Below are 17,376 nucleotides of genomic sequence, written 5' to 3'. Positions count from 1 at the left end.
TGCGCTTCTCCGGTGGAGATGCCCGCAAGCTGCTTAATATATTGGAACTTGTTGTACAATCGGAAACGGAAGAAACGGTTGTTATCACCGATGAAATGGTGACCGAACGGCTGCAACAGAATCCGCTGGCATACGATAAAGATGGAGAGATGCATTATGACATCATCTCTGCTTTCATCAAGTCTATTCGCGGAAGCGACCCGGACGGGGCTATCTATTGGCTCGCCCGTATGGTGGAAGGCGGTGAAGACCCTGCTTTCATTGCCCGCCGGCTTGTCATTTCGGCTTCGGAAGATATCGGACTGGCCAATCCGAACGCATTGCTTCTGGCAAACGCCTGTTTCGATACGTTGATGAAAATCGGCTGGCCGGAAGGACGGATTCCTTTGGCTGAAACAACAATTTATCTGGCAACCAGTCCTAAAAGTAATTCAGCATACAGTGCTATTAACGATGCGCTGGAACTGGTCCGTTCAACCGGAAATCTGCCTGTCCCCTTGCATTTGCGAAATGCTCCGACAAAACTGATGAAGCAACTGGGCTACGGGCAGGAATATAAATATGCGCATAGCTACGAAGGTAACTTCGTCAAACAGCAATTCCTCCCGGACGAACTGAAAGATAAACGGATATGGCAACCACAAAACAATCCGGCGGAACAGAAGCATGCCGAACGGATGATGCAGTTGTGGGGAGACAAGTTCAAAAAATGATAATTCAAATGGGAATTTCCATTATGCAAGCAATAATATTCCCTGCTCCTCCTTCCGGAAGGAGGAGTTTTTTATTTTGAGCTGCTATTTAAAGAAAGACGTATAACATATTATTAATATCAAAATTGAAATGAAGATTGTAGTTTTAGACGGCTTTGCCGCCAATCCCGGAGATTTGTCCTGGGAAGGTATTAAAGCTCTCGGAGAATGTACGATATATGACCGCACTGCTCCCGAAGAAGTATTAGAACGTGCAGCCGGAGCAGAAATGCTTCTGACTAATAAAGTAATCATCAACGCAGACCATATGGCCGCACTGCCCGAACTGAAATATATCGGCGTACTGGCTACCGGATACAATGTCGTTGATACTGCCGCTGCCAAAGAGCGGGGAATCACCGTTACTAATATCCCCTCATACAGCACAGCCTCTGTTGCTCAGATGGTATTCGCACACATCCTGAATATCAGCCAGCAAGTACAGCATCACTCGGAAGAAGTGCACAAAGGTCGCTGGACAAACAGCAAAGATTTCTGTTTTTGGGATACCCCATTGATGGAACTGAGAGAAAAGAAAATCGGTCTGGTCGGACTGGGAAATACCGGATATACGACTGCACGTGTTGCTATCGGTTTTGGTATGCAAGTATATGCATTCACTTCAAAATCACATTTCCAGTTACCGCCGGAAATCAAGAAAATGGATTTAGACCAGCTATTCAGCAAGTGTGATATTATCAGCCTGCACTGCCCGCTTACCCCCGACACACGTGAGATGGTGAATGCCCGTCGTCTTGCGATGATGAAGCCGACAGCTATTTTAATCAATACCGGCCGTGGTCCGCTAGTTAATGAACATGACTTGGCGGATGCACTTAATAGTGGCAAGATTTATGCAGCAGGAGTAGATGTTCTTTCTACCGAGCCCCCTCACGCTGACAATCCATTGCTGACAGCAAAGAACTGCTATATCACTCCGCATATCGCATGGGCTACGCTGGAAGCTCGCGAACGCCTGATGAATATCGCAATCAGCAACATACAGGCATATATCGCCGGAACACCGGAAAATGTAGTAAACAAGTAAGAAAGTACGGAAACCGGCTATAAAGCAGAAGGGTGTCAAAAAGGTAAAACTATATTCCTTTTGACACCCTTCGTTTATTTCTATTATCTCCTGTTTATCAGACTCTTCTTAATATGAATGACCGCCTTCATCCATCTCTTTCTCCGTAATCTTGTGACGGTCGATGCTGCGCCAAGCGTAGAAAATATAAGCAATCACAAACGGAACGAGAATGGAAACGTAAGCCATTGTCTTCAAAGTAAACTCACTAGAGCAGCTATTGGCTAAAGTCAATGAACTTTGCAAATCTGTATAAGACGGGTAATAAGCAGTGTTATTATATCCTGCCACCAACAATAAAGACAAGACAGTCAGCACCGTACCGATTCCCGTAAACCAAATACCTTTATCGAAGGTCTTTTTGAGCAATGTCTTGCCGATACCGAAAAGAACTAATACAACCCCTATAAGGAACAGGATAAGAACTACCGGCATTTCGATAAAGTTAGTAAAGTATTTGAAAGGCTGCATATAAATCTCCTGCGTATCCGGATTCACTGCAAAACCGTCAGAGACCAATGTACGAATGACGAATGACAGGAAAAACACAAGGAACAGAATTGTATTATTCCGTACAGCATGGCGACATTTTCCGGTCAGTTCCTTATCTGCTATATTATTAATAAAGTAAAGCGCTCCCAACACACGGGCAAGGAAGAAAACAGCCAATCCTAAAATCACATTCCAGATATCAGTCAGCGCATCCAATCCGTGCCAACCGTTCCCCCAATGGCTGATGACGGGCATAATGGTATCTGTCATATTTGCCTTATTGATATAAAAATCAGAACCAGTGAAGAATGTAGCCACCGCTCCACCAAGCAACAACGGCCCTACTACCCCATTTATCACCAGAAAAGTCTGATATGTCTTTTTACCCAACAGATTTCCCGCTTTACTCTGAAACTCATAACTGACAGCCTGCAACACAAAGCTGAAAAGAATAATCATCCACAGCCAATAAGCACCGCCGAAGCTAGTACTATAAAATAACGGAAAAGAAGCAAAGAAAGCACCACCGAAAGTGACCAGCGTAGTAAATGTAAACTCCCATTTACGTCCCGTAGAGTTCACCATCATCTTACGCTGTTCTTCCGTCTTACCGAGACAGAACAGCAATGAATTACCGCCTTGCACAAACAATAAAAACACAAGGATAGCTCCCAGCAAGGAAACGACAAGCCACCAATATTGTTGTAGAAATATATACATAGTCTTTACGATTAATGGTTAATATTAATATTATCACCCGTTTCCGGTCCTTTCCTGATGGCCTTTACCATAATTCCGGCACCTGCAATGAGCATTACTGTGAACAAGAGCAGGAAGATAAAGAAAGTGGTCTGCACAGCCCCCACATCCAGTTTGGAGATAGCAGCCGATGTAGGCAGCATATCACGGATAGCCCACGGCTGACGGCCACATTCGGCAACCACCCATCCGGCCTGTCCGGCAATATAACCCAAAGGAATAGTCAGCAAGGCAATCCAATGCATCCAGCGCATTTTGCTTAAATCCTTCTTATAAACGAAGAAAAGGACTACGATAAAGAATAGAATGAAATATCCGCCCAGAATTACCATAACACGGAATGCGTAGAAGTTCAGAGGGACATTCGGAACCAACTGGTTCACATCCTTAATATATCCGTAGCCGAAATAAGGGATGTTTTCTTGTAATACTTTGTAAGCTACTTGCGCGTCTTCTTCGTGTCCTGCACTCTTTGCCGCACGATAGGCAGCCAAAGCACCGATAGCCGTCTTTCCCCGTTCTATCTTTTCGGCAGCCGAAAGAGCTTTCGTTCCGTCTTTCATCTCATAACCGCCCTCGATGATATTTGCAATGCCCGGAACGTAACCATTCACATCACGTTCGGCAAGGAAAGAAAGCATACTCGGTATCTCAATACGGAAAAGGAACGGCTCCTTTCCATCATTATACGTCTTTTTTTCGGGATTCAGCATACCGATTCCCACCAGTCCGACATTCGTGCCGCCTTCGTACAAGCCTTCCACAGCAGCCAGTTTCATGGGCTGTGTCTGCGCAATCTGATAGCCGGAACCGTCGCCCGTCCAAGCAGCCAACAACGATGCCGCCAATCCGAAGATAGCGCCAATCTTAATGCTGGCAAGCGCAAACTCACGGTTGCGTTTCTTCAGCAAGTACCAGCAACTAACGCCGACTACAAAGACCGCACCAAGCACCCAGCCGGACAGCACTGTATGAAAGAATTTATTCACAGCCACAGGCGAAGTGGCTACTGCCCAAAAATCGACCATCTCATTACGAACCGTATCGGGATTGAACTCCATACCTACCGGATGCTGCATCCATGCGTTAGCAACGAGAATCCACCAGGCAGAAATCGTTGCCCCCAAACCCGTCAGCCAGGTAGAAGCCAAATGGAAACGTTTGCTGACTTTTCCCCAACCGAAGAACATCACAGCGATAAATGTGGCTTCCATAAAGAATGCCAAAATCCCTTCAATAGCCAACGGCGCACCGAAAATATCTCCTACAAACCATGAATAATTGCTCCAGTTCGTACCAAACTCAAACTCAAGAATCAAGCCGGTTGCCACACCAATGGCGAAGTTGATACCGAAAAGCTTCATCCAGAACATTGCAGTTTTTTTCCAGAATTCTTTGCCTGTTTTATAATACAGCGTCTCCATGATGCCCATCACCACTGCCAGTCCGAGTGTGAGGGGAACAAAAATCCAGTGGTACATAGCTGTCATCGCAAATTGGGCTCTCGACCAATCGATAAGTGAAGTGTCAATACTTTCAATCATAATCTTATGTAGTTTAAGAGTTAAAAATCAACCGGTTTCTCGGGAATGGCACGTTGTATCAGTTCGTTGCCCACATAAATTCCCTTGTCGGCATCCGTAGGATGGTCGCCGAGAAAGTCAGGAAAAAAGAACAATTTGAGGATGAAGAACATAACGAATAACTTCAGCAGGATAATAACCCACAGAGTACGACCGAGTGTCATACTACGGAAACCTTCCAGATAGAATTTCCAAATAGAAAGCAGTGCATTCTTCATATGTCAGCGTTATAGTTTGTAATGAGTACAAATATACATTTTTTATAATTAAAACAAACAAATACCCCGGATTGTTGCAGGACTTGTTGTGTTTTTATAATAAAAAGACATTTTTCTTGTCTCGCGCAACCGAAAAGACACATTATCAATAAAAAAAACAGCTCCCTTGTTCGTCCGCCGACGAGGGAGCTGTTCAACACAAAAACTAAACTAGACTTAACTAAACTATTCTATTCTCGGAATTTCACAATCCCTTTCTGTTCTTTGCAAAGGTAGGGATAAAACGGGTTTCGACAAATAATTATCGACAAAAATCTTAATTTCACCGATAAAATAACCAACATTAGCTCCTTTCATCAAGAAAAGCCTGGAAAACTTGCTTGTAACTATCACTGATAGGAATATATGTCTTGTCAAAAACAATACGCCCGCGGTCAATCACACGTATCTTATCTTTCTGAACAATGAAAGAACGATGTACACGTATGAAACGAGTGGAAGGCAAAAGCTCTTCCATGGCTTTCATACTCATAAGTGAGAGGATGGGTTTGGGAGCGTCTTCTGTATAGATTTTAATATAATCCTTCAGACCTTCGATATATGTAATTTTCTTCAAGTCTATTTGTACCAGCTTATAGTCACTCTTCACGAAAATACTGTCTATCTCCTCCGGCTTCTGCACCAGTTCGAACCATTGCAATGCTTTATTGGCCGCTTGCAAAAAGTCAACGTAGGAAATTGGCTTCAAGAGATAATCGAGTGCGTTGACACGATAACCGTCGATGGCATACTGACCGAAAGCAGTGGTAAATACGATGCGGGTGCGGGAATCTACCATCTTCGAGAACTCCAGTCCGTTAAGCTCCGGCATCTGAATGTCCAAAAACAGAAGGTCGACCTCTTCGTCCGGCAACTCTTTCATCGCCTGAACCGCGCTGGAATACTTTCCCACGAGTTGCAGGAACGGAGTCTTATTCACGTAACTCTCTAACAGGCTGAGAGCCAAAGGCTCATCATCAACTATTGCACAACGTAACACCATAACTATTCTATATCTAATGTTTTATACTTAACGCTTTCCACCTATTCCCTGATTCTAATACTCAATCTCGATTCATAGACAGAACCATCCCTTGAGCTGCCTTTCGACCAAGTGTAAGCCCCGGGATAAAGAATCTCCAGCCGCCGGCTCACCTGCTCCAACCCCACACCCGAACCACTCTTATCCTCCACTGTCTTAGGATGATTGCTGTTGCGGATTTCGCAAACCACTTCCTTGTCATTCTCCGAAAGATGAATACTGATAAAACTCGGTTCGGTAGGAGAAATGCCATGCTTGAAAGCATTCTCTATCAACGAAATAAAGATAAGCGGAGCAATAAGCGTCTGACTATCCGGCTGAATGTCGAACCGGGTAGTCATCTGCACATTGGCGGACAGGCGGATACGCATCAACTCAATATAATTGCGGATAAAATCCACTTCCTTACAGAAAGGGACGTACATCTGCTGATTATCATACAATACGTATCGAAGAAGTTTGCTCAACTCCTGCACCGCTTCCTGCGCCTTGTCCGAATCAAATGCAATCAAAGCATAAATATTATTCAGAGTATTCAGCAGAAAGTGCGGATTCAGTTGGTTACGCAGATTCTTCAGCTCGGCTTCCGCACGATTCCGTTCCGCTTCCTTACGGGCGGCTTCGTTCTGAGCCCATCGCGCACTCATACGGATGGCGGCACTCAGCCCGATGGTGAAGACCAGGCTCAGCATATCCCTGAGGAAGAACAACCATCCCGGCGGCATACCCGGCCGTTTGTGTTTGGGCGTAAACGAAGGATCGAACGTCAGGTTCTGCCAAAAGTGAAGCAAGACTCCGATGATACATAAAAAGATGATGTTATAGATGACATATCTTTTGGACTGACTCTGGAAAAGATAGCGGGGAACCAAAAAGAAATAGTTGACGTAGAACACAATCATAAACGAAAGCGGTACGGCAAGATGACGTATATAAGCCATCCAGTTGATGTTCCCGTTCCCACGCTCAACGAAAAAGAACGGGAAACCGAACATAATCCCCCAACTGATAATATGTATCAGTATTTCCAGGGGACGACGTGCGGATGTAAAGGTTTGTTTCATGGAGACAAAGATAGCTTTTTATTCGTATCTGATAGCCTCTATCGGGTCTAAATCTGCTGCTTTTTTGGCAGGATACCATCCGAAGAAGACTCCGGTGACGGTACATACCGCAAAAGAAAGGAATACACTCCACGGTTGGATATAGATAGGCCAATGTGCCGCACTTTTAACGACCCAACTGGCTCCGCAGCCTATAATCACTCCGATGATACCACCCGTGATACTAATCATGATGGCTTCAATAAGAAACTGGCTCAGAATATCAACACCCCGTGCACCGACGGACATACGCAGACCAATCTCGCGTGTACGTTCCGTTACGGATACATACATGATATTCATAATTCCAATGCCGCCCACCACCAATGAGATTCCTGCGATGCAAGCGAGCAAAGTTGTCATCAAATCGGTAGTAGAGTTGAGCATCGTACTCAGTTCCTGTTGTGTACGGATAGTGAAATCATCATTGTCCGATGCTTTCAGTTTATGATTACGGCGGAGAATCGTACTGATTTCATCCGTAGCATATTCCGTCATATCTTCGGTGAGGGCAGAAGCAAACACACCTTGCAGATACGTTACGGCGAGCAGACGTTTCATGACAGTGGTATAAGGGGCAAGCACTACGGCATCCTGGTCTTGTCCCATAGAGTTGTACCCCTTGGCCTTGAGCACGCCTACCACCCGGAAGGGTATCTTGCTGAAACGGATAATCTTGCCTACCGGATCACTTCCGTCCGGGAAAAGATTGTCCACTATCGTCTTTCCTATCACACATACTTTTGCGGAGCTTTGGATATCAGCTTCCGTAAACATCTCCCCATTCTCAACCGTCAACTGGCGGATATCGAGATATTCCGTTCCTACACCATTCACGGATGCCGGATAGTTATTGTTGCCGGCAATAAGCTGTCCCGATGAAGAAACATTGGGACTGATGGCAGACAAGAAACTTGTCTCATCGCGCAAGGCTTCGTAATCGGCAAGTTTCAAGGTCTGCATAGCAGACGGATCTTGCCGGACACCGCCACGCATATCGGCTCCCGGATGAATCATAATCATGTTCGAGCCCATTTCGGAGATTTGCTGCTGGATGCTTTTCTTCGAACCCTGCCCGATAGCAAGCATCGTGATAACGGAAGCAACACCGATAATGATACCAAGCATGGTGAGAAAAGCACGCAGCTTATTGTTCGCCAACGCCCGGAGAGCTATCTTGAATAAATTAGTTCCATTCATGTTATTAGTAATTAATAATTTACTGATTAGCGCGATAATGAACAGCAATGAATTTATCACTAATCACTATCCCGCTAATCACTGTTTAATCCTCGTCATTCTTCGGCAATGCAGCCAGTGCTTCGGCAGCGGACAGAATATTTGAGTTGACAGTGTCCTCTATGACATGACCATCGCGCAGTCGGATATTCCGGCTGCTATATTGCGCGATTTCGGGATTATGTGTCACAAAGATGAGCGTACGTCCTTCCTTATGCAGTTTCTGAAACAGGACAAGTATCTCGAAAGAGGTACGGGTGTCGAGGTTTCCGGTTGCTTCGTCCGCGAGAATCACGGCAGGATTGTTTACCAGTGCGCGTGCGATGGCAACGCGCTGCATCTGTCCTCCGGACATCTGATTGGATTTGTGTTCCAGACGGTCGCCCAACCCCACAGCCTGCAAAGATTCGATAGCACGGCGGCGACGTTCGGAAGCACTCACGGACGAGTTGTACATAAGCGGCAGTTCGACATTCTCCACAGCGGTCGTTTTGGGCAGCAGATTGTAACTTTGGAACACGAACCCGATCTTACGATTCCTCAACACCGCACGTTGAGGTTTGCTCATCGTGCGGACGGGAATATCATCGAGCAGATACTCTCCGCTTGTCGGGGTGTCCAGACAGCCCAATATATTAAGGAGCGTGGACTTTCCCGAACCGGAAGTACCCATGATGGTGACAAACTCCCCTTCATTGATAGTAAACGAAACGCCCCGCAACGCATGAACGGTTTCGTCCCCCACCTGAAAGTCCCGTTTGATATTCTGTATTTCAATTACTCTCTTCATGATTGTCACTTGTTGTTCCTCTTTTTATTGTCTCCCGGACGGCTCGGCATGAACGGGCTTCTTTCTCCCCCACTCTCTTTATTGGGAGCGGCTCCGACATTTTCGCCCGGCATCGCGCCTATGATAGCTTCGGACACAACCCTCGTCCCTTCGGTGATGCCGCTGACAATTTCCGTAGATATGCCGTTGCTGATTCCGATTTCTACCGGATGAGCTGTGAATGTCGTCCCTTCACGTGTCCAGAGTTTATGTTCACCCTCGCAATCTTTCACGATGTCATTAGCACCGATGAGAGGTTTCTCCGGAACGAAACGCAAAGCCTTGTTCGGAACAGACAATACATTTTTCTTATCAAGAATATAAATCGTGACGTTGGCCGTCAGGCGCGGTTTCAGTTTCAGGTCGGGATTAGGCGCCGAGATTACCACTTCGTAAGTCACCACGGTACTTGTACTGCTGCTTGTGCTGCTCGTACTGCTTGCGTCCCCCAAGCGAATCTGTGTCACTACACCTTCAAAAGTATCATTCGGATAAGCATCTACCGTAAAGCTGGCACGCTGGCCTTCTTCCACCCCACCTATATCAGCCTCATCCACATCGGCCACCACTTGCATTTGAGTTAAATCCGCGGCAATGGTGAAAAGTGTCGGGGTTTCGAATCCGGAAGCAACCGTCTGTCCGGCTTCCACATCACGGCTGATAACGACACCGTCAATCGGTGAAGTAATCGTTGCATAAGACAAGTTGCGTTCCGCTTTTGCAAGAGACGCCTTACTGCTGTCATAACTACTCTTCGCCTTCTGATAATTATAAAGAGCCAGCTCGAAATCCGTATCGCTAATCAGAGATTTCTCATGCAGTCCTTTGCTGCGCTCGTAATTCTTCTTCTGATATTCATATTCGGCTTTAGCCCCGTCATAAGTTGCCTGTTGGGAAGCCAGTTCGCTTTGTAAAGTAACACGATCCATTTCTGCAATCAACTGTCCTTTGGTGACTGTCGAATTATAGTCTACGTAAATCTTGTCGATGATACCTGATACCTGCGTACCGACTTCTACTTCCGTCACCGGTTCGATTGTTCCGGTAGCAGTCACCGAATTTGAAATATCGCCTTTGCCGACAGCGACAGTGGCGTACGTGACTTTGTGTTTGGCGGGCGCACCTGCGAAGAACCATATTCCCGCACCTGCCACCACAACGACTGCCACGGCGATTAAGATAATCTTTTTCGTTTTCATCCGTTTATTATGCTTTTACTTATTTATTATAATGCTAATTTATCCCCCTGATAGAACTTCAGCAACTGAGTGTTCAGTATTACCATATATTTAGCCTGAAGTTGTTCTTGCTGAGCTTGCAGCAGGTTATTCTTTTCGGTAAGAAGTTCCACGGTATTCTTCATTCCCAAGTTGAATTGTTCGCTGATCAGGTCGTAGCTGATTTGTGTACTTCTCAGCTTCTCGTTGGCTGCCGCATAACGCTGCTGTGCACTGCTGGCATCCAGCCAAAGACCTTCAATCGTCTTGTACAAAGCCTTCTGCTCGTCAAGCAACGACAGCATACTCGTTTCGCGCTGCAACTTAGCCTTCTGTATGGCGCTCTTCGTCTGGCGGTTATTGAAGATAGGCACACTGACGGACAAACCGATAGAATTGTTCCACCCATTCTTCACCTGCTCGCCGAAAGTGAAATCGCTGCCGCTCGTATGATTCGTCCCGATACCCGCACTAAGGCTGATAGTAGGGAAATAACCGGATTTTGCAATGTCAATCCCCAATTCGGAAGCTTCCACATTGAGTTTGCTTGCTTCAATCTCAGGACGAAGAGCGAGGGCGCTTACATACACGTCCCTTTTAGCGGGCAACGGGGCAAGCACATTATCGTCGGACAAAGCGGGGAGATAGACGTCCATTTCATTCTCCCCGTCCAGTTCGAGCAGTTGTTTCAGTTGTAATTTGTAATCTTGCAAGGTGGCTTGCGCTGTGACAAGTTGATAACGATCGGTGCTGACCTGAGCTTCCAGTTGCGCAAAGTCACTTTTGGCTATACTTCCTGCATCCAGCAACTGCTGCCCGCGGTCACGCTGCGCAATGGAAACCTGCAACGTATTCTCGTTTACTCTGACAGACTCGGCTGCATAAAGAATCTGAATGTAAACCTGAGCAATGGATTCCCGGATATCATTCTCGGAAGTTGCCACGTCAAGTTCGGCTACCTGATTGTTCAGTTGCTCCTGCTTGATAGTCTTCAGGCGTTTGCTGCCATTATACAATGTCCACGAAGCATTCAGACCATAATTACCGTTATAACTGGTTTTGCTGTTGCTACTGATTATCTCGCTACCGCTCACCCGGCTGCTCGTCTCCTGATACGGACGATTCACCACTTGCTGACTGGTAGAGAATGAAAGGCTGGGAAACAAGGCGGCTTTAGCTGTCTTTACGTCAATCTGTGTACTTTCCGCAGCCACACGGTTTTTGCGAATAGTAATATTCTGTTCCAAGGCATAGTCGATGCACGATTGCAAATCCCACCGGGCAGGGAGCTTTGCTTCGTTCAGCATATCGGCTTGCAGCGGAGATTCCTGAGCAGATATGCCCGAAAGCATACCTGCACCAAGAAATGCCATCACTGTCAATCTTCTTACATTTACCATATTCATATTTCTATTGATTTACTGGTAACGAAGGTACGTACATATTATATCAGCAACAAAAGCGATAGACGGAACACGGAATTTTACCGTTAAATGTTTTTTTTCTGTCGATAGGCAGATTTTTCCGAAAAAGCCCCGGCTACACTTAGCCGAAGCCCTTCATTTGAAGTAACCAAGAGGTTATTTTTATATATTACGAGAATATTGTTGCACAAAATATACATATTTTCCATAACTTTGCAGCGACAAAAATCTCACACAAATGGAATATGCTGTAGAAGAGTTGAAAAGCGCATTGGTCGAGCTATGCGAAAGTGAAGGAATATTGTATGCAATGGTTGCGGTAGACCGTCGTACGAAAGAGATCATTCTTCCTGATACTTTACAAGGTGCTTTGCAACATCCTGAATATTTTGTATGTACTTGCAGAAAAGTGAATGATAATTATATAGTAGAGGAGATTACGAAAGTGTAACTCTCCTCTGGTCTTTTTCTATTTCAGTTCATTTATCCTGACCGTCGATATACAAAGCAGCTCCTTTATCCATAAACAGTTCTACATTCTGTGCGTGGTGGGCAATGTAAGCCGCCGGACCCGTATCGCCGGAATTACAGATTTCTTCCACTACATCCGCCTTACTTTTCCCCGTTATCAGGAAAATGACATGGCGGGCATTCAGAATCGGATAGCCGGTCATCGCAATACGTTTCTGCCCGTTGCGGGGATGGCTGCTGACTACATAGATGGAATCGGAAGTCAACAGACTCTCTTGTCCGGGGAAAATGGAAGAGGTATGTCCGTCGTCACCCGCACCCAGCAATATAATGTCAAATTCCGGCCAGCCCTGCTTGAGCGGCACCTGCTGTTTCACTAATTCCGAATAGCGGACAGCTTCTTTCACCGGTTTCGCTTCGCCACGAATACGGTAGACATTTTCGTAAGGGATAGGAGCCAACCCTAATAGAAGATTACGCATCATCCCGTAATTGCTGTCCGAATCATCGGGCGGCACACAACGCTCGTCCACCCAATAAACATTCATACGATGCCAGGGAGTAATATCCATATACTCGTTCGCCCATAAATCAAACATCAGGGCGGGGGTGCTTCCACCGCTCACCGCTATATTGAACACCTTGTCAGGTTCCTCTTTCATAATCTCCACCAGACGGAGTATCAACTCACGAGACGTCTCTATGGACGAAGGAAAAATTTCTAGTTTCATAATTCACAATATTGATCTGTGTTTGTCAAATTCTTACAAGGGTTAGTCCAGTCAGCTCCATGTTCGTGCATCATAGCTTCACTTTCCAAAGGCCCCCACGTACCTGCGGGATAGCCGTAAAGAGGTGCGTCAGGATTCTCTGTCCAGTAACGGAGTACCGGGTCGAAGAATTTCCATGAGGCTTCCACTGCATCGCTTCGAGTAAATAAGGTCGGGTCGCCCTGGATACAGTCGTCTATCAGACGTGCATAAGCGTCGCCGCTCGGCACTCCACCCAACTGGGTATAACTGAAGTCCATCGTCACCTGGCGGACTTCGAAGCCGGCACCGGGGACTTTCATTCCGATCTTGAGAACTATTCCTTCGTTTGGCTGCAAACGAAGAATCAATTTATTTGCCCGTGGACAGTTGCCACCGGCACAATGAAACATCTGATGAGGTGTTTCGCGGAAATGAACAACGATTTCGGTCACTTTTGTCGGCATCTGTTTGCCTGTGCGGATATAGAACGGAACACCGCTCCAACGCCAGTTGCTGATGCCCAGTTTCATGGCAATATAAGTCTCCGTGCGCGAGTCGGGCGATACGCCTTTCTCTTCACGGTATCCTTTTTTGTTGCCGGAAGACGTATATTGTCCGCGAACGATATGTTCATTCAGGTCTTCTTCATTCAAGGGGGTAAGAGATTCGTAGACTTTCACGACCTCATTACGGAAGTTATCAGCGTTGAAGACAGCAGGCGGTTCCATAGCCGTGAGGGCTACAAGCTGGATAAGATGGTTCTGCACCATATCACGCAAGGCACCCGCCGTTTCGTAGAATCCGCCGCGCTGCTCGATACCGAGATTTTCGACGGCGGTGATTTCCACGTAGTCGATATAGTTCCGGTTCCAGAGCGGTTCGAAGATGCCGTTGGCAAAACGGAAAGCCAGTACATTCTGGGCAGTCTCTTTACCAAGGAAATGGTCGATACGGTAAATCTGCTGTTCGTTGAAGACCGAAGCATAGATTTTGTTCAGTTCACGTGCCGATTCGAGGTCGTAGCCGAAAGGCTTCTCTACAATGATACGCGAATGGGGAGTATTCAGTCCGGCTGCTTTCAGATGCAAAGGCACTACACCGTAAAGTGACGGTGGAGTGGCAAGATAGAACAGCAGGTTGTCAGGGTCTACCTCGTTGGTCAACTCTACCAGTCGTTGGCGGAGTGTCGGGTAGCCTTCTTCTTTTGCCGGGTCCATCGGCAGGTAATACAAATGGGAAATAAAGGCATCCATCAGTGCCGCGTCCTGTTCTTCGGACTTCACAAAAGTCTGAAGTTCACCTAATATATATGAGCGGTAGTCCTCGTCAGAGTAGATTGTACGCCCGATACCCACGATACTATAATCTCCGGTCAACCGCTTTTCACGGAAGAGGGAATAGAGGGCAGGCATCAACTTACGCTTGGTAAGGTCGCCGGACGCACCGAAAATAATCATTGCAAATTTATCCATTGTCGTTTTTTTATTTCTTACTTATAAAACAATCTTGTTACTCATCATATCCTGTCAGACGTTGTACGTACCCGACTTCGTGTCGCCACCGTGTCCCGTCCAGTTTTCGTGGAAGAACTGTCCGCGCAACTCGTCTTTACGTTCGAAAGTATGCGCGCCGAAGTAGTCACGCTGTGCCTGTACGAGGTTGGCGGGCAAGTCGGCGGAAGTGAGCGAATAGAAGTAGTTCAAGGCAGAAGAGAAAGCGGGAACGGGAAGTTCTTCTTTCATAGCTTCGGCCACGAGGCTCTTCCAACCGGGGAGCAACGTCTTCATCTCTTCCTTGAAATAAGGAGCCAACAACAAGTGTTTAGGCTTGTCGGTGGCTTCGAAGGCGGCGGCAATGTCGTTCAGGAATATACTGCGGATGATGCATCCACCACGCCACATACGGGCGATGGAAGCCAGGTCGAGATGCCAAGCGAAAGCGTCGGAAGCGCGTTGCAACACGGCGAATCCCTGGGCATAAGAGACGAGCTTGGAAGCATAAAGGGCGGAGAATATGTCCTTGACGAGTTCCACCTTATTATATATAGGTTGTGTATGTTGGCATTGGAATTGTTTGGAAGCCAGGCGGCGCAAATCTTTCTGGGCGGAGAGGCTGCGTTCGAACACGGCCGTGGCAATCAGTCCTAACGGCATGCCGAGTTCCATGGCGTTGATGACCGACCATTTGCCCGTTCCTTTCTGTCCGGCAGCGTCCAGAATCTTATCAATGAGATAACCGCCGGCTTTGTCTTTATGACGTAAGATGTTGGCAGTAATTTCGATAAGGTAACTGCGAAGTTTGCCTTCGTTCCAACGGGCAAAGACATCTGCCATTTCCTCATTATTCAAATCGAGCAGTTTCTTCATTACCCAATAGGCTTCGGCAATCAGTTGCATGTCGCCATATTCGATACCGTTGTGAATCATCTTCACGAAGTGACCGGAACCTGCCGGGCCTACCCATTGGCAGCAAGGAGTACCGTCCGGTGCTTTTGCCGCAATGCTTTGAAGAATCGGTTTCACTTCCGGCCATGCTTGTTCCGAACCGCCGGGCATGATGGAAGCACCGTTCAAAGCCCCTTCTTCACCACCGGACACGCCACTGCCGACGAAAAGAAAACCTTTCGATTCGGCAAGCTCGACACGGCGGTTGGTATCTTCGTAATTGGAATTACCACCGTCGATAAGAATATCACCGGGTGAGAGCAACGGGAAAAGCTGCTCCATCAGTTCGTCTACCGGACTTCCGGCACGAACCATCATCATTATTTTCCGGGGGGTAGCTATTGAATCTACAAAAGCTTTTATATCTGTGAATCCTTCGATATTTTTACCTTTTGCCCGGCCGTTCATAAAGCGGTCTACTACTCCTTCTTCCACTCCGGGGACGGTACGGTTATAAACCGATACATGCCATCCCTTACTCTCCATGTTTAAAGCAAGATTCTCGCCCATCACAGCCAAGCCGATAAGTCCGATATCTGTTTTATTCTGATTTGTCATAACTTGTATATTTTGTAATAATGTTTACCATAGTAACAATTGAAATGAACATTTGTTCGATATATTTAGATTAAAATATTATTTTTGTGGGCAACAAATAGAAACAGAAATGAAGAAAATCAGAATCGGTTTATTAGCCCGTATTGTTATCGCTATCATTCTAGGCATTGCCATCGGCACCTTTTTCCCAGCTCCGCTGGTACGGATATTCGTCACTTTCAACGGCATTTTCAGTGAATTTCTGAATTTCTCCATTCCGTTGATTATCCTCGGACTGGTCACTGTGGCTATTGCCGACATTGGCAAAGGCGCGGGAAAGATGCTGCTCATCACTGCTCTGATTGCTTACGGGGCTACTCTGTTTTCGGGTTTCCTCTCCTATTTTACCGGGGTCACGATATTTCCGTCGCTTATCGAACCGGGTGTGCCACTCGAAGAGGTGAGCGAGGCACAAGGGATTCTCCCCTACTTCTCCGTATCCATCCCCCCGTTGATGAATGTGATGACGGCTTTGATTCTCGCTTTCACGCTCGGGTTGGGGCTAGCTTCGCTGAACAGCGATGCATTGAAGAATGTGGCACGGGATTTTCAGGAGATTATCGTCCGCATGATTAGTACGGTGATTCTGCCTTTATTGCCGCTTTACATCTTCGGCATTTTCCTGAATATGACACATTCGGGACAAGTATATTCTATCCTGATGGTATTTATCAAAATCATCGGGGTAATCTTTATCTTGCATATATTCCTGTTGGTCTTCCAATATTCCATTGCGGCGCTGTTTGTGCGCAAGAATCCGTTTAAATTGCTCGGCAAGATGATGCCGGCTTATTTCACGGCGTTGGGTACGCAATCCTCGGCAGCTACCATTCCCGTAACGCTGGAACAGACGAAGAAAAACGGAGTTTCGGCAGATATTGCAGGATTCGTGATTCCGCTGTGTGCCACGATTCATCTGTCGGGCAGTACGCTGAAAATCGTAGCTTGCGCGCTGGCGTTGATGATGATGCAGGGAATGCCGTTCGACTTCCCTCTCTTTGCCGGTTTTATCTTTATGCTGGGAATCACGATGGTGGCCGCACCGGGCGTTCCGGGCGGGGCTATCATGGCTGCTTTGGGAATCCTGCAATCCATGCTCGGCTTCGATGAATCGGCTCAGGCTTTGATGATTGCTCTTTACATTGCGATGGATAGTTTCGGAACAGCCTGCAACGTTACCGGCGATGGAGCTATCGCGCTGATTATCGACAAAATGATGGGGAAAAACCGTGCTGAACGACTGTGCTGAAAAATAAATGGAAAGTGGTTTGCATATACAGCAAAAAATGCCGACATTTGCAGCCACATTTTCAATTATTAAATACATA

At 46.6% G+C, this 17,376-nt stretch carries 15 protein-coding genes and 1 pseudogene; 4 read left to right on the top strand and 12 right to left on the bottom strand.

Going from position 1 to position 17,376, the window contains the following annotated elements:
• Together RDN93_RS16115 and RDN93_RS16110 are read left to right on the top strand one after the other, a co-directional pair.
• A pseudogene (locus RDN93_RS16115) lies at positions 1–713 on the top strand (replication-associated recombination protein A); the annotation flags it as partial.
• Between the two features lie 130 nt (positions 714–843).
• A complete protein-coding gene (locus RDN93_RS16110; protein ID WP_308746466.1) occupies positions 844–1,800 on the top strand; it encodes a D-2-hydroxyacid dehydrogenase in 957 nt (318 codons plus the stop codon).
• 108 nt (positions 1,801–1,908) lie between these two features.
• Here RDN93_RS16110 and cydB read toward each other — a convergent pair whose 3' ends face one another.
• The 9 genes from cydB to RDN93_RS16065 form a co-directional block, all read right to left on the bottom strand.
• Positions 1,909–3,051, bottom strand: coding sequence for a cytochrome d ubiquinol oxidase subunit II (gene cydB / locus RDN93_RS16105; RefSeq protein ID WP_308746465.1), 1,143 nt, complete (start codon positions 3,049–3,051; stop codon positions 1,909–1,911).
• Positions 3,052–3,062: 11 nt separating this feature from the next.
• The gene (locus tag RDN93_RS16100; RefSeq protein WP_308746464.1) at positions 3,063–4,634 is read right to left on the bottom strand and encodes a cytochrome ubiquinol oxidase subunit I; all 1,572 of its coding nucleotides are present in this window, start codon (positions 4,632–4,634) and stop codon (positions 3,063–3,065) included.
• Between the two features lie 20 nt (positions 4,635–4,654).
• Positions 4,655–4,891: a DUF4492 domain-containing protein gene (locus RDN93_RS16095; RefSeq protein WP_308746463.1), complete on the bottom strand. Its 237-nt coding sequence runs from the start codon at positions 4,889–4,891 to the stop codon at positions 4,655–4,657.
• Positions 4,892–5,234: 343 nt separating this feature from the next.
• Positions 5,235–5,933: a LytTR family DNA-binding domain-containing protein gene (locus tag RDN93_RS16090; protein ID WP_308746462.1), complete on the bottom strand. Its 699-nt coding sequence runs from the start codon at positions 5,931–5,933 to the stop codon at positions 5,235–5,237.
• Positions 5,934–5,974: 41 nt separating this feature from the next.
• Complete coding sequence (locus RDN93_RS16085; protein ID WP_308746461.1) at positions 5,975–7,036, bottom strand: sensor histidine kinase; 1,062 nt, start codon at positions 7,034–7,036, stop codon at positions 5,975–5,977.
• An 18-nt stretch (positions 7,037–7,054) separates the two neighbouring features.
• Positions 7,055–8,275 carry an ABC transporter permease gene (locus RDN93_RS16080; protein WP_308746460.1) on the bottom strand — a complete coding sequence of 407 codons (1,221 nt, stop codon included), beginning with the start codon at positions 8,273–8,275 and terminating at the stop codon, positions 7,055–7,057.
• A gap of 85 nt (positions 8,276–8,360) precedes the next feature.
• Positions 8,361–9,104: an ABC transporter ATP-binding protein gene (locus tag RDN93_RS16075; RefSeq protein ID WP_308746459.1), complete on the bottom strand. Its 744-nt coding sequence runs from the start codon at positions 9,102–9,104 to the stop codon at positions 8,361–8,363.
• Positions 9,105–9,109: 5 nt separating this feature from the next.
• Positions 9,110–10,342, bottom strand: a complete 1,233-nt coding sequence (locus RDN93_RS16070) for an efflux RND transporter periplasmic adaptor subunit (protein WP_308746458.1) — start codon at positions 10,340–10,342, stop codon at positions 9,110–9,112.
• A 26-nt stretch (positions 10,343–10,368) separates the two neighbouring features.
• Positions 10,369–11,766, bottom strand: coding sequence for a TolC family protein (locus tag RDN93_RS16065; RefSeq protein ID WP_308746457.1), 1,398 nt, complete (start codon positions 11,764–11,766; stop codon positions 10,369–10,371).
• A gap of 256 nt (positions 11,767–12,022) precedes the next feature.
• Here RDN93_RS16065 and RDN93_RS16060 point away from each other — a divergent pair, with 256 nt between their 5' ends.
• Positions 12,023–12,235: a hypothetical protein gene (locus RDN93_RS16060; protein WP_308746456.1), complete on the top strand. Its 213-nt coding sequence runs from the start codon at positions 12,023–12,025 to the stop codon at positions 12,233–12,235.
• Positions 12,236–12,263: 28 nt separating this feature from the next.
• Here RDN93_RS16060 and pgl read toward each other — a convergent pair whose 3' ends face one another.
• From pgl to gnd, 3 genes are read right to left on the bottom strand one after another with little or no spacing between them, the layout of a single operon-like run.
• Complete coding sequence (pgl, locus tag RDN93_RS16055; RefSeq protein ID WP_308746455.1) at positions 12,264–12,986, bottom strand: 6-phosphogluconolactonase; 723 nt, start codon at positions 12,984–12,986, stop codon at positions 12,264–12,266.
• Positions 12,983–14,479 carry a glucose-6-phosphate dehydrogenase gene (gene zwf, locus RDN93_RS16050; protein ID WP_308746454.1) on the bottom strand — a complete coding sequence of 499 codons (1,497 nt, stop codon included), beginning with the start codon at positions 14,477–14,479 and terminating at the stop codon, positions 12,983–12,985. The genes pgl and zwf overlap by 4 nt, the downstream gene beginning before the upstream one ends.
• 54 nt (positions 14,480–14,533) lie before the next feature.
• Positions 14,534–16,009, bottom strand: coding sequence for a decarboxylating NADP(+)-dependent phosphogluconate dehydrogenase (gene gnd / locus RDN93_RS16045; protein WP_308746453.1), 1,476 nt, complete (start codon positions 16,007–16,009; stop codon positions 14,534–14,536).
• 109 nt (positions 16,010–16,118) lie between these two features.
• On the opposite strand from gnd, the gene RDN93_RS16040 reads away from it, so the two are divergent.
• The gene (locus tag RDN93_RS16040; protein WP_308746452.1) at positions 16,119–17,297 is read left to right on the top strand and encodes a dicarboxylate/amino acid:cation symporter; all 1,179 of its coding nucleotides are present in this window, start codon (positions 16,119–16,121) and stop codon (positions 17,295–17,297) included.
• The last annotated feature ends 79 nt before the right edge of the window (positions 17,298–17,376 follow it).

This window comes from uncultured Bacteroides sp. (assembly GCF_902491285.1).
Lineage (GTDB): Bacteria > Bacteroidota > Bacteroidia > Bacteroidales > Bacteroidaceae > Bacteroides.
This window is presented reverse-complemented; position numbering and strand designations above follow the sequence as displayed.